Origin of the sequence: Haloechinothrix aidingensis (assembly GCF_013450155.1) — a bacterium.
Lineage (GTDB): Bacteria > Actinomycetota > Actinomycetes > Mycobacteriales > Pseudonocardiaceae > Haloechinothrix > Haloechinothrix aidingensis.
The window spans coordinates 145,173-158,497 of the sequence record NZ_JACCKD010000005.1 but is presented as its reverse complement, the minus strand read 5'-3'; the positions used below and the strand labels follow the sequence as shown (position 1 = coordinate 158,497).

Below are 13,325 nucleotides of genomic sequence, written 5' to 3'. Positions count from 1 at the left end.
GATCGGCGACTATGACGCGCGCAGTGCGGCACGGAGACGGTGACGACCGGCAACCCGAACGGGACGGGGCGCACCGGAATGCCGCGTACGTGGATGTCACCCCGTCCGGGGTGGGGCGCCACGTGCGTGCCGCCCTGACCACAGGCGGAGAGATCATCCGGTTCTCCGGGCAGGTGCTTCGCTCCCTGCCGGACCTCCGGCATCACAGTGGAGAGATCCTCAGTCAGGCAGCCATTCTCATACTCTCCAGCGGACTCATCATCTGGATGATGCAGTTCGTCATGGGATACCAGTGTGGTTTGGAGGGCAAGTACTTCTTCGACCAGCTCGGGGCTCCCCTGTACTCCGGCGCGTTCAGCGCGTGGTGCCTGTTGCGCGAGATGGTGCCGTACATGTTCGGCTACATCTTCGCCGCGAAAGTGGGATGCGGGTTCGTCGCCGAGATCGGTTCCATGCGGATCGCGGAAGAGATCGACGCCATGGAGGTCATGGGAGTAAAGTCCAGAAGCTACCTCGTGGGTACGCGCATACTCGCCGCCTGGATCGCGGTCCCGTTCCTGTTCCTCGTCGGCGTGGGTGTTGCGTATGCGGGCGCCTACCTGGTCAACGTCTACATGCTCAGCGGCGTGTCGGAAGGTACGTACGAGTTCGTTTTCTGGCTCTTCCAGAATCCGGTCGACCTGACGTTCTCCCTGGTCAAGGTCATGGCTATGGCCACTGTGGTCATATTTGTCTCGTGCTACTACGGGTACACGGCTACGGGTGGGCCGGTAGGAGTGGGCAAGAACACGGCGAAGTCGATGATACTCAACCTGCTGTTGATCCACGTTGTCGGATTACTGATGACGCAGTTCCTATGGGGCGTCGACCCGAACGCTCCCATAGCAAATTAGAGTCGCGGGAACCCTGAGGGAGCCATTTCATGCTGGAGAAGATCTTTGCCCGTGGCGAGCGGCCCGTCACGGGGACCGCACCGGACGGTGGTCGCAGGGACCGGACGGACAACGGTTCGCACGGCGACGCCGACGGTAACAGCATGCAGGTTCGGAACTTGCACAAGGCGTTCGGCGACTCGGCCGTCATGAAGGGATTGAGTCTGGACTTCGCCGACGAGGCGATCACGACCATTCTCGGGCCGTCGGGTACGGGCAAGAGCGTGCTGATCAAACACCTCGTCGGGCTGCTCGAGCCGGATGAAGGCGAGGTACTCGTCTTCGGGCGCAACATCTGGGGAATCAGCGAGAGCGAGCGTTACGAGATCCGGAAGAAGTTCGGCGTGCTGTTCCAGGACGGTGCTCTCTTCGGGTCCATGAACATCTACGACAACGTGGCATTCCCGTTGCGGAAGCACACCGACAGGGCTGAGGACGAGATCGAGCACACGGTCATGTCCCACATCAAGGAAGTCGGCCTCGAAGAGGCGATCGACAAGTACCCGGGGGAGCTGTCCGGGGGCATGCGCAAGCGAGCCGGTTTCGCCAGGGCCCTCGTGATGAAGCCCCAGATCGTGTTGTTCGACGAGCCCGACTCGGGACTGGACCCCGTCCGTACCAGCCTGCTGTGCGACCTGATACTCGACATTCACCGCGAGCACGGCGGTACCTATCTCGTCGTCACACACGACATCCAGAGCGCGAAGAAGGTCAGTGACTACGTCGGCGTTCTGTGGAAGGGAAACGTGGTCCACTACGGTGATGCCAGCAGTGCGTTCGGCAGCGAGGATCCGTTCGTTCGACAGTTCCTTTCCGGAGCATCGGCAGGCCCTCTGGGGATGGACTGAGCTATGAGACGGATCGCGGTACTTGTGGGGGTCGCTGCGCTGGTGGCTGCGGCGGTCGGCGGCGTGTCGCTGGCCAACGACGAGGACTACACCGTCGACGTCGTTCTGCCGACGGCCACCAACCTCAACAGCGGTAGCCCGGTGTTGATCGACGGGTTCCGGTCGGGTTCGTTGGCCGATGTCCGTGCGCAGGACGGGCACGCCCGGCTGACGCTCGAGATCGATGGCAGCCACGCGCCGTTGCACGACGGGGCGAAGGTCACGGTGAAATGGAAGTCCCTTGTGGGAGAGCGCTTCGTCGAGGTGCACGACGGTCCACAAGAGAATGCCACGATACCGGCAGGCGGGATGCTCAAGGGGAAGATGCCCGAACCGATGGAGGTCGACCAGGTCCTGGCGGCGCTCGATGAGCCGACTCGGGAACGCCTGAACTCGCTGATCAGTAGTCTGAACACCACGGTGGGCGGGCACGAGCAAGACCTTCAGGCGACGCTGGAGTCGGCGGGCCCCGCTCTCCAGGCACTCGGCGAGGTGTTGAAGGGTATCGGAGCAGACGGCGAGGCGATCTCGCAGATCGTCTCCCAGCTGAACGATATGACCGGCACGCTCGCCGCTGACGACGGCAAGGTTCGGGCGATCGTACAGAACCTCTCTCAGCTCTCCGCGGACGTCGCGGAGGAGCGGCAGAAGCTGGGGCAATCCCTGGAGAAGCTCCCCGAGACAGTCGAGCGTGCGGACGACACGCTCGGGAAGGTGCCCGGTGTCGTCGACGAGGCATCCCCGTTGCTCGAGGAGCTCGAACCGGCGACCGACCGGCTGCCGTCGGTGGCGCGGAACCTGGAGCCGGTGCTGACGGAGCTGCGGCCGGTTATGGACCGACTACGGCCGACGCTGCGATCGGCCGACGAGGCACTGGCGGGTACGCCCGCGATGCTCGACTCGGCACGTGACGTGCTTCCGGGCACGGAGGCCGTTGTCGAGGGCCTGCTCGAACCGCTGGACTTCCTGCGCCCCTACACGCCGGAGGCGGCAGGGGTATTCACGAACTGGAACTCGGCGGCCGGTAACTATACCGGTACCGGGCACTACGCCCGGTTCAACGTGCTGGGTGGCGCGATGACGCCCGGGGTGAACCCCGGAGTCGTGCCACCGGGTTTCGAGTCGAATCGCCAGCCCGCACCCGGAGCGCTGGTGGGGCAACCGTGGCGCGACGCGCAAGGGAGTGGTGTCCGGTGAGACGTCCAGCTCGCTCGACCATGCCGATGCTGCGCGGCCGCGCCTCGGTGACTCGCATCGTCGCTCTCGCGCTCGTGGTCGTCCTCGGCAGTGCCGGCTGGGCGACGGTCGACACCGGCGAGCGTGACGGGATACTGGTCGGTGCCGAGTTCCGTGACGCGAGCCCGCTCATGGCCGGCCTCGACGTGAAGGTCGACGGGGTCCCGGTGGGTGAGATCGTCGAGATGGGGGTTGCCGGCGGCGAGAAGTCGACGAAGCTGGCGCGCGTAACGCTGCACCTGACCAACGACGCCCTACCGGTTTACGAAGACGCCACAGCTACGGTTCGCGCATCCAGCCTGCTCGGTGAGTACTACGTCGATCTGGACAGGGGCTCCCCTTCGTCCCGGACGTTGAACGACGGCGACATCCTCCCGGTAAGCCAGAACGATCAGGCCGCGCAGCTGGACCAGGTGCTCAACACGATCGACCAACCGACGGGCCAGGCGCTCGCCGCGCTGATCACCGCCCTCGGTCGTGGCATGGACGGCCAGGGAGAGAACCTCGACGCCACTATCGAGGCGCTGGCCCCGGCGATGGAAGACACCGGGAGGCTGGTGAACATCCTGAAGGAGCAGAACGAGCTCCTCGGCGACGTCGTCGATCGTGTCGAGCCCGTCGCAGGCGCGCTCGCGGATGAGCAGGGCGGCACGCTCGATGCGCTCGTCGAGGCCACCTCGCAGCTGACCGCCGTGACCGCTGAGGAGCAGCGCCACCTCAGGGATACACTGACGCAGCTGCCGGGCACGCTCGCCGAAGCGCGAAACGTGCTGGGCAGGCTCGCCGGTACCGCGGAACAGACCACTCCGACACTCGAAGCGCTGCGGCCCACGACCGACGACCTCGAAGAGCTCAGCGCCGAGGTGGAGTCGTTCGCGAACTCCGCGACTCCCGCGCTCGCCAGCACAAAACCGGTCCTCGACCGTGGGGAGGAGCTGCTGTCCGAGGCCCGACCGGTGACGGCCCAACTGCGCCAGGCCTCGCCCGACCTGCGGTCCGTGGCGTCGGACGCACAGCCGATCGTGGACTCGCTCGCGGGAAGCATCGGTGATGTTCTCGACTTCATCCGGTACTGGGCGCTGGCCACGAACGGCCATGACGGGATCTCGCACTACTTCCGCGGCCAGCTCGTGGTCAGTCCGCAGATGGCCGAGATGCTGCTACCGCAGCTGACCGGCACGGCAGGCGAGCAGGAATCCGGCGACCAGGACGACGAGCAGCAGAACGTGGACGATCTGCTGTCCGGTATGCCGGATACTCAGGAGCCCTCCCAGTCACACGGACTCCTGGCTCCGCAGGACGACGAGGGAGGCGGCGCGACCGGCTTGAGCCGGGAGCAGGAAGCCGGCGCGTTGGAGCTCTTGATCGGAGGTGGGCAGTGATGACGCGGCGTGAGAAGCAGTGGCGGCGTTCCCTTGTGGTGGGAACGGCCGTCATCACGGTCTTCGCCGCAGCTGTCGTGTTCAGCGTGAACGCTACGGGCGGCCTGCCGGGGACGACCGAGATGACGGTCAAGACCGCCTTCAACGATGTCGGAACGCTCCGCGAGGACGACGATGTCCGGGTCGGCGGCGTGCGCGTGGGCAGGGTCAGCGAGGTCTCGTACGAAGACGGCCGGGCGATCGCCGAGCTCGAGCTCACGGAGATCGACACGGTCTACCGCAATGCCGAGGCACGAACGGCGTCGGTCGGCGCTCGCTCGGCGCTGGGTGCCAAGTACGTCGAACTCAACCCCGGCACCCCGGACGCCGGGAAGATCCAGCCCGGCCAGGTGCTAGCCGCGACGGAGACCGGTGGGGCCCGGGACGTCACGGAGCTCCTCGAAGTCCTGGACGAACCCACTCGGGAGTCCCTCGGTTCGTTCCTCCGGGAAACGGGTACCGGCTTCTCCGGGCACGAGCGAAACATCAGCGATGCGATCGAGGGACTACCGGAAGCGCTACCCGACCTCGCCACCGTCTCGCGCTCCTTGGCCGTCGACGACGGCGCTGACGTGACCCGGCTGCTGAGCGATCTCGACACGCTGGCAGGCAGGTTCGAGGGGAGGCAGGATCAGATCGCGGACCTGGCAGGACAGCTGGGTACTACCCTGCGGGCGGTCGCGGTCGACGGGGGAGAGCCGTTGCGGCGATCCATCGCGCAGGCGCCGCAGACGTTGCGCGACGTCCGGCACGCGCTTGGAGCGCTGGACGAGCCGTTGGCGCACACGGAGTCGGCGATGACCGAGTTGCGTCCGGGCGGCGAGGCGCTCGGGCAAGCGCTACCGGATCTGCGGGGCGTGCTGCGTGAGGCCCCGCAGCCATTGGACAGGCTACCGGCCGTCTCGGACGAGGCGGTGCCTGCTGTCGACGAGCTGACCGAGGTAATGGCGGATGCACGCCCGGTAGCACCGCAGGTCACCCGGGCCCTCGGCGAGGCGACGGACCCGCTCGCGGTGCTCGCGCCGTACTCGTCGGAGATCGCCGACTTCTTCACGCATCTCAAACGGACGCTCGACAACTCGGACGAGTCGGGCCACTGGCTCAGCCTGGTCTACGTACCGAGTGGCGAGTCAGCGGCCACCGGCATGCTGCCCGGATCAGATCCGACCGTGGCGCGCAACCCGTACCCGGGCCCGGGCGAGGCCGGAAACGATCGCAAGAGCGGTCTCATCGAACCGAAGGGGGACGGGTCGTGATGCCGAAGTTCGTACACCTGAAACGGTCGGCCGCATCACCCTTCGTGCTCGGAGTGGTGTTCATCCTTGTCCTGGCGATCGTCGGGACACTGGTCATGTTCAAGGAGCCGATCTCCGAGACGTTGAGATCCGGTGACAAGGTAACCGTCCATTTCGCGGACAAGTACGGAATTCGCGCTCACCGTACAGACGTCAGGATGGCCGGTGTGACTATCGGTGACGTGACCGATGTCCGGCGCGACGGCGAGGGTGGTGCCGTCGCCACACTCAAGGTGGACAGTGACGACTACGACAAGCTGCGGTCGCGTCCGTCTGCACGCGTACGGCCGGTGACGATCCTCGGTGGCTACTACTACGTCGAGTTGATACCGGGTGGGGATCCCGGAGATTTCGACGGCGATATCCCGGAGAAGCGTACGTCCGTGCCCGTCGAGCTGGACAAGATCACGCGGGAGCTGCAACCGGACACCCTTGGAGCCCTTCAGGATACTGTCACGCACCTCGAGGGTGCGTTGGACGACGAAGGCAGAACCGCGCTTCAGGACCTGCTGGACAGCGCTCCGGACACTCTCGATCCGGCCGCGGATGTGTTGAGCGCGGCACAAGGTAGGCGTCCGGAAACGGATCTGACCTCCATTGTGAGCGGTTTGGAGGATACTGCGGCGGCCCTGAATACACCCGATCATCAACTCGAGTCCATATTAGAGGGACTCGCGGAGACGAGCGACGTTCTGGGGCGCCGTTCCGGGGATGTGCGGCAAACGCTCGACGCCCTGCCTGCCACGCTCGACTCCGCGGAATCGGGCCTCACCCGGCTGGATACGACGTTGGAGAAGGTGAAGGCTACCGCAGGCCCTGCTCGGCCGATCGCGCAGGAGCTGGATGCCGCACTCGAGCAGCTCGATCCGGTGCTGGTCCAGGCACGTCCACTGGTCTCGAATCTCAACGAGACGTTGAAGGACGTGGAACCGATGGCGGAGGATCTCGCGCCGACCGTGGACGGGGCAACGACGTTGCTCGATGACGTTCGAGGGCCGGTACTCGACCGGGTTCGCGGACCCGTGCTGGATACGGTTCGCTCGCCGTGGCACGGCGAGGGGAAGTACGAAGGCGGCGGTGCGGATTTCCCGTTCTACAAGGCACTGGCGTACGCATTGAGCGGGCTGGCCGGGTCGATCAGCACACTCGACGCCGACGGTCATCAGTTCCGCATGGCCGCGACGGTGGGGCCGGGTTCGGTTCGGGGTCTGCCGGTGAACCTGGAACAGCTTTTCGGCCGGCTGGCCGGCATCGGTGAGGAAGGTGCTCGATGAATACGGCGACCGGGCGACTGCGCAAGACCTGGCAACGGGTACGGACCGAACCGCGGTTCGGCAGGAACGCGCTGGTCCTCCTGTGCCTGATCGTGCTCGGCGTCACCTCTGGGGTCGTGATCGTCAACAATCAGGGCTCGGGCTTGACCACCTGGCCATGGACCGACCGTTTCCAGTTCGAAGCGGTCTTCGACGAAGCGCACGGTGTCGCTGCCGGCCAGGGTCAGGGGGTGCGGATCGCAGGCGTGACGGTCGGCACGATCGAGAAATCCGAGGTGAGCGAGGACGGCAAGGCGGTTCTCAGCTTGGGTGTCGACCCCCAGCACCGGATCTACGACAACGCCAGCCTCGTTCTCAGGCCGAAGAGCCCGTTGAACGAGATGTACGTCACCATCGATCCCGGCGGTCCCCCCGGCGAACCCATCGAGGCCGGCCAGCGGCTTCCCGTGGGCAACACGGAGACGCCGGTGACGGTCGACCGTGTGACCGAACACCTGGACGAGAACACCAGGGACGCGCTGGCGGCGGTGATCAACGAAGCCGATGTCGCGCTGACTCACGCCAGCGAGGAGCTGGCAGGCGGCGTCGCGGGCACCGACAGGGTCATGCGGGACCTGCGCCCGGTCGTGGAAGAGCTGCACGAACGCCAGGACACGCTGGCCGAGCTGGTGAGCGCGCTCGCGACGATCTCGCGATCCGTCGGCGAGGACAACGAGAGGCTCACCCGGTTGGCAGCGGACCTGGAGGAGAGCCTGAGCGTCCTGAGCGACCGGAGCCACCCACTCGACGAGTCCATTCAACAGCTCCCCGAGTTCACCTCGCAGCTCCGACGGGCGACCGATGCGGTGCAGGAGCTGTCCGGCCAGTTGGATCCCACTCTGGACAATGTCCGCGAGGCGTCCGACGACCTGCCAGGTGCCCTTGCGCAGCTGAGATCGACCGTGGAGGAGGCGGATACCGTTATCGACAAGGCGAACCCGGTGGTCGAACGGCTGAAGCCGGTCGCAGCCGACCTGCGCCCCGTTCTCAGTGATACGCGCGCCGCGCTCGGTGACCTCACGGATATCAGCGCGCAACTGGATCCGGTCACCGCGGCGCTCGTGCCCTACCTCGAGGACCTGCGAGCGTTCACCTACAACACGGCGTCGGTGACCAGCCTGCGAGACGGAAACGCGCCGGTGATCCGCGCCCACCTGGTGGGCGCGCCGGACACGATCCCACTGCTCGACGACCTGCCGTCCCAGGGGAACTGAGGAGCCGATCATGCGGATCCCGACATCGATACTCGGATACCTTCGACTCGCCGTCGTGCTGGCGTTCGTGGCGCTGTGCGCCGGTGTGTTCGTCTTCCTGTGGACGGGAGCGGGTGGCCGGATCCCGTTGGTGAGCGAGGAAGGGTACCGCGTATCTCTCGACGTCCCCACAGTGGACAATCTCGTCCACGCGTCGGATGTGATGGCCGATGGTGTCGAGATCGGTTCGGTCGTCGAGATCGAGACGGAACAGGATCACGCTCGGGTCACTGTGGAGCTGGACGACGAGTACGCTCCGCTGCACGAGGGTGCCGCGGTGACCGTCCGGTACAAGACGCTGTTGCAGGAGACGTTCCTGCAGATCGACGACGGTGACGGCGAAGCGATCCCGGCCGGCTCGGCCTTACCCGAAGGTTCGGCCGAACCAGCGGTCGACCTCAACGACGTCCTGGTCAGCCTTGACCAGCCGACACGCGAAGCGCTTGCGGGAACCCTGCGTTCGCTGGGCATGGCCACCGACGGTACGGCTGAGCAGATCTCCGCGACGCTCCGTGGCCTGGGACACATGGGACGGCAGGGAGAGACGGTGTTGGACGCGCTCGCGGACCAATCCACAGAACTCCGTGAACTCAGCGGCAATGCGGCGACGTTGCTGAGCGCGCTCGACACCCGGCAAGGGCAGATCGCGCAACTGGTCGGCGACGCCGAGAAGCTGACCGAAGTGACCGCGAATGGTAACGAGCATCTCGAAGACGTCATGCGCAAGCTCCCGGGGCTGCTGGATACCGCGCGCGGCGCCAGCGATGATCTGGAACGCCTCGGCGAGGACCTCGGTCCGGTCGCGGCCAATCTCGATGCGGCGGCTCCGGATCTCACGGCCGCTTTGCGACAACTGCCGGAAACCTCGGCCGATCTGCGTGGCTTGCTGCCGCACCTGGACAGCGTCCTGAAGCGTGCGCCGGAGACGCTGGAGCGCATACCGCCGGTCGGCGAGGACGTGCGCAGCCTCTTGCCGCACGCGAGTACCGCACTGGCCGACGTGAACCCCATGTTGGCGTACCTGCGTCCCTACGGGCAGGACCTGGCGGCATGGTTCGCCACGACCGCCGACGCGGCGGACGCGACCCGGCTCGGAGGCCACCACGTCCCGTTCACGGTGGTCCCGAACGAGCAGAGCGTGGCGGGTATACCCGGCGGGACCAACGACCTCAGCCCGCGCGTCAACCCCTACCCGGGCCCGGGCCAGGCGGAACGCCCGGCTCCCTTCGAGGGAAGCTACCCACGCGTGGAGGAGGGGAACTGAGTGAGGTTGCTGCCGGCCTTCCGGCGGCCCCGGCCGCTGAAGCCCCGTCTCGGCGCCGCGCTTCGCGGCGGATCCGCTCGGGTTCGCCGCAGCTGCGCGGTCATCAGGCGCGGCGTACGGCGACCCACGAAACGGGCGCTGGGGCTCACAGTGACCACGCTCGGGCTCGGGACCCTCGTCGTGTCCGGGCTGGCACAAGTGGAGATGGAGACCAAGCTCGCCTCGTTCCTCCCCGTCGATGACCCGGTCATGGAGGACCTGGAAACGGTCAACCAGTCCTTCGGTGGCGATCCTGTCGTGGTGCTGGTCGAGTCGAACATGCCCCGCCAGCAGTTCGAGAACAACCACCTACTGCCGCTGCTCGGTATGGAAGGTGAGCTCTCCGAACTCGCCAACGTAGCGACCGTATACGGGCCGGGCACGATGTTGAACCAGATCGCGGGACACACCCAAGATCTGCTCGCCGAGCTCAGCGGACGCCGGGACGGCATACGTACCCAGGCGGTCGACGAGGCGAAGCGAGATGGCGCCTCGGATGCTGCGGCCGAGCGAGCAGGCGAGAAGGCCGTACGCGAGTTCGACCAGCGTTACGGCGACCTTCTCGTACAGGGGCTTCCTGCGGGCCTGCCGACATTGCACAACAGCGACTTCGTCCAGCAAGTCGTGTTCGACGCCGACGGCGCACCACGTCCCCAGTGGAGGTTCGTCGTGCCTCGCGACGACGCGGTCGCGATTCACGTGCGGCCACGCCACGGGCTGAGCGAGGAGGCTACCGGCGAGCTGGTCAGCGACGTTCGCTCCACGGTATCGGACGCGGACCTGGACGCTCGTGATGTGACGGTCTCAGGTGTACCTGCCGTCTCGGCAGGCTTGGGAGCCCAGGTACGAAGCGAGGTTCCGCTGCTGGGTGGGATCGCGGTCGTGGCTATCGGAGCCTGCTTCATCGCGATCCCGTGGGCGCGCCTGCGCTACCGGCTACTTCCGCTGGCGAGCGCGCTGCTGGCCGTGGCAGCTACGTTGGCCGTGTTCGGGTGGATCGGGCGACCGATCTCCCTCGGGGTGGTTGCGTTCCTCTCGGTCCTGCTCGGACTGGGCAGTTACTACCCGACATACCTCGCGAAGCGAGCGGCGCCTCGCGTCGTGACCGCGGTCGTCCTGGCGACGTCGGCGAGCTTCGCGACACTGGTTCTCTCACCGCTACCGTTCGTGCGCGATCTCGGTCTCGCTCTCGCCATCGGTGTGCTCATGGCAGCCGGTATCGGGACGCTGCTGTTCCGGCGTTCGCACCGTGCTGGTGCGGCGCCGGTGGCGGCCACCGCCGGGGAGACTCCGCCTGCGGCAACGGGAGCTTCGGGCGGCCGAGTGCCCCGGCCCTTCGTCCGTCTCGTTGCGGTGGCAGGGATCGTGCTCGTGGGCGCCTCGGGCTGGCTCGCCTTGCCGAACCTGGGGCTGGACGGGAGCTTCCGGCAGTTCACGGCGGGGTTGCCGGAAATGGCCGACGCCGAGCACGTCGAATCGGTAGTGGGATCATCCGGCGAGCTCGACATCATGCTGCGGGGCGATGACGTGCTGGCGCCGGAGGCGTTCGGCTGGGCACAGCAGGCACACAACACCGCCGTGGCGAATCAGGGTGATGAGTTGCGCACGGTGACGACGCCGTCGAGCCTGCTGCGCTTCCTCGGCCCGGACCCGACGGCGGGACAAGTGGCGGCGGCCGTGCGCCTGCTGCCTGCGTACCTGACGGACGCCGTGTTCCGCAGTGACAGCGAGGTCGCGCTGCTGAGCTACGGCGTGCAGCTCGACGACCTCGATACCTTGCATGCTCTTCGCGATGACCTGCGTGAGTCGCTGCCGGACGTTCCCGACGGGTACGAGATGGCGATCACCGGACTGCCGGTGGCCGCGGTGCGCGCACACGAGCTCCTGTCGGAGAATCGCGTGTTGAGCAACGTCGCCGGTATCGCGGCCGCCGGTATCGTGCTGCTCATCGTTCTGCGCCGGCGGGCGGACGCCGCCCGTGCGGTGCTCGCCGCCGGTACGGCGACCGGCGCGGGCCTGTTCGCCCTGTGGTTGCTCGGCGTGCCGCTGAGCCCGTTGACGGTTGCTTTCGGCTCGTTGACCGCCGCTGTGGCCTGCGAGTTCACCGTGATGCTTTCCGAAGCCACCCGGCGACGCAGCCCGTCACTGCGGCGGTCGGTCCTGCTTGCGAGCGCGACGTCCGCATTGGGCTACGTGGTACTCACCATGTCCGATTTGGCCGCCGTTCGCGAGTTCGGGCTCCTGCTGACGGGGTCCGTGCTCCTGTCGCTGATCTCGGCGCACTGCGTCGTGTGGGCGACCGGCACCGGTCCGGGCGAGCGCGCCGGTCCCGCTACGACCGCGACACAGACCAACGCCTCGGAGAGTGTGGGAGCTGTTCCATGAGCGATGAACCGGAAACCTCGTACGACGAGCCCGAGAATGCCGCCAGGGAGGACTCGGATCGGACGGAGGCTGCGGTCGAGAGCGAAGCAGCGGGTGGCGACCGGCAGCATCGCGGAATGATCCACCGCGCCATCCGGTTCGTCGCTCGTGCAGGGAAGTCCGTGCGGTGGCCGCGGGCACGGGGCGGCCGTGCGGCTGTCGCCGCCGCACTCGTCGTGGCGCTCCTCGCGACCGGCGGCTACTTCTGGCTGCATTCCGGCCGTGCTGTGTTCGGAACCTACGCGGGTGAAGGTGTGCTGTCGTTCGTCCCCGCGTGGTTGCCGGACGATGTGGCCTTCCGGTACGGGGAGAACCTCGTTACCGAAGAGGAACTCGACGAGCACACCGACATGCTGCGTTCCCTGTACGGGATCAGTGCGCCGAGTGACGGGGAGGAACGGCAGCAGTTCGACAAGGACGTCGCCAAGTCGTACGCCGTGAGCCTGGTCCTGCAGCGTGCGGCGCAGCAGCGGGAGATCAGTGTGGCTGACAAGCAGGCTCGGGACACGCTGACCAGGTTCGTCTCGGACCGTCTCGGGGAGGGTCCCGAGGCGTACAACCAGTTCATCCAGTCACTGAGTGAGCAGGGCACCTCGGAGGAGGTCGTGCTCGACGAGCTCAAACGCCGGTTGTTGATAGCGGAACTGTCCGACGCCGTGGCAGGCGATGTCGGGAAGGTGACCGATCAGGAAGTCGAGAAGGCATTCGACGAGCGTAAGGAGGAGCTCGGCACTCCTGAGCGTCGCGCGATCAGCAACATCGTCGTCGGGACGGAGGACGAGGCTGAACGTGTGCTGGAGCAGGTGCGCTCCGGAACGCCGTTCGCGGAGGTCGCGCGTGAGGTCAGCCTGGACGGCAGTACGCGGGACGACGGGGGCGACCTCGGCACGGTCAGCGAACGGCAGCTCGAGGAGTCGTACGCTCAGGTAGCGTTCGAGGCCGAGCAAGGTGAGCTGTTCGGGCCCGTCAAGAACCAACACGGGTGGAACGTCGGCCGTGTCGACGAGATCCATAGCCCGGAGCCCGCCGAGTTCGACGAGATCAAGGATCAGCTGGCCCAGCAGCTACGAACCGAGTCGGCCCTGGAGAAGTGGCGATCCTGGCTCGGCGAGCGCATCGCCGAGGCGGACATCGTCTACGCGGACGAGTACCGACCCGAGGAACCCGAAGCGTTACCAACGATGCCCCCGACGTCTCCGTCCATATCGAACGCGGAACCGACGCAGCAGCCAGGAAACTGACGTTCGGTGTGGATGGCTTC

The 13,325-nt window shown here is 66.6% G+C and carries 10 protein-coding genes; all 10 read left to right on the top strand.

Annotation, left to right across the window (positions count from 1 at the left end; genetic code table 11):
- Positions 1–11: 11 nt before the first annotated feature.
- The gene (locus H0B56_RS15015; protein WP_180893685.1) at positions 12–893 is read left to right on the top strand and encodes an ABC transporter permease; all 882 of its coding nucleotides are present in this window, start codon (positions 12–14) and stop codon (positions 891–893) included.
- Between the two features lie 29 nt (positions 894–922).
- Complete coding sequence (locus H0B56_RS15010; protein ID WP_180893684.1) at positions 923–1,780, top strand: ABC transporter ATP-binding protein; 858 nt, start codon at positions 923–925, stop codon at positions 1,778–1,780.
- Between the two features lie 3 nt (positions 1,781–1,783).
- Positions 1,784–3,016, top strand: coding sequence for an MlaD family protein (locus H0B56_RS15005; protein WP_180893683.1), 1,233 nt, complete (start codon positions 1,784–1,786; stop codon positions 3,014–3,016).
- Positions 3,013–4,437: an MlaD family protein gene (locus H0B56_RS15000; RefSeq protein ID WP_343063911.1), complete on the top strand. Its 1,425-nt coding sequence runs from the start codon at positions 3,013–3,015 to the stop codon at positions 4,435–4,437. The genes H0B56_RS15005 and H0B56_RS15000 overlap by 4 nt, the downstream gene beginning before the upstream one ends.
- Complete coding sequence (locus H0B56_RS14995; protein ID WP_180893682.1) at positions 4,437–5,732, top strand: MlaD family protein; 1,296 nt, start codon at positions 4,437–4,439, stop codon at positions 5,730–5,732. Before H0B56_RS15000 ends, H0B56_RS14995 begins: the two co-directional genes overlap by 1 nt.
- Positions 5,732–7,045: an MlaD family protein gene (locus H0B56_RS14990; RefSeq protein ID WP_180893681.1), complete on the top strand. Its 1,314-nt coding sequence runs from the start codon at positions 5,732–5,734 to the stop codon at positions 7,043–7,045. Before H0B56_RS14995 ends, H0B56_RS14990 begins: the two co-directional genes overlap by 1 nt.
- Positions 7,042–8,298: an MlaD family protein gene (locus H0B56_RS14985; protein WP_180893680.1), complete on the top strand. Its 1,257-nt coding sequence runs from the start codon at positions 7,042–7,044 to the stop codon at positions 8,296–8,298. The genes H0B56_RS14990 and H0B56_RS14985 overlap by 4 nt, the downstream gene beginning before the upstream one ends.
- Before the next feature lie 10 nt (positions 8,299–8,308).
- A complete protein-coding gene (locus tag H0B56_RS14980; RefSeq protein ID WP_180893679.1) occupies positions 8,309–9,601 on the top strand; it encodes an MlaD family protein in 1,293 nt (430 codons plus the stop codon).
- A gap of 150 nt (positions 9,602–9,751) precedes the next feature.
- On the top strand, positions 9,752–12,025 hold the full coding sequence (locus H0B56_RS14975) for an RND transporter family protein (protein WP_180893678.1): 2,274 nt from the start codon (positions 9,752–9,754) through the stop codon (positions 12,023–12,025).
- The gene (locus tag H0B56_RS14970; RefSeq protein WP_180893677.1) at positions 12,022–13,305 is read left to right on the top strand and encodes a peptidyl-prolyl cis-trans isomerase; all 1,284 of its coding nucleotides are present in this window, start codon (positions 12,022–12,024) and stop codon (positions 13,303–13,305) included. Before H0B56_RS14975 ends, H0B56_RS14970 begins: the two co-directional genes overlap by 4 nt.
- Positions 13,306–13,325: the final 20 nt, after the last annotated feature.

What these genes read in the sequence shown, in the direction of transcription:
- H0B56_RS14990 (WP_180893681.1), top strand. Translation starts at nt 5,732, where the DNA reads ATGCCGAAGTTCGTACACCTGAAACGGTCGGCCGCATCACCCTTCGTG.
- H0B56_RS14980 (WP_180893679.1), top strand. Translation starts at nt 8,309, where the DNA reads ATGCGGATCCCGACATCGATACTCGGATACCTTCGACTCGCCGTCGTG.
- H0B56_RS14985 (WP_180893680.1), top strand. Translation starts at nt 7,042, where the DNA reads ATGAATACGGCGACCGGGCGACTGCGCAAGACCTGGCAACGGGTACGG.
- H0B56_RS14970 (WP_180893677.1), top strand. Translation starts at nt 12,022, where the DNA reads ATGAGCGATGAACCGGAAACCTCGTACGACGAGCCCGAGAATGCCGCC.
- H0B56_RS14995 (WP_180893682.1), top strand. Translation starts at nt 4,437, where the DNA reads ATGACGCGGCGTGAGAAGCAGTGGCGGCGTTCCCTTGTGGTGGGAACG.
- H0B56_RS15005 (WP_180893683.1), top strand. Translation starts at nt 1,784, where the DNA reads ATGAGACGGATCGCGGTACTTGTGGGGGTCGCTGCGCTGGTGGCTGCG.
- H0B56_RS15015 (WP_180893685.1), top strand. Translation starts at nt 12, where the DNA reads ATGACGCGCGCAGTGCGGCACGGAGACGGTGACGACCGGCAACCCGAA.
- H0B56_RS15010 (WP_180893684.1), top strand. Translation starts at nt 923, where the DNA reads ATGCTGGAGAAGATCTTTGCCCGTGGCGAGCGGCCCGTCACGGGGACC.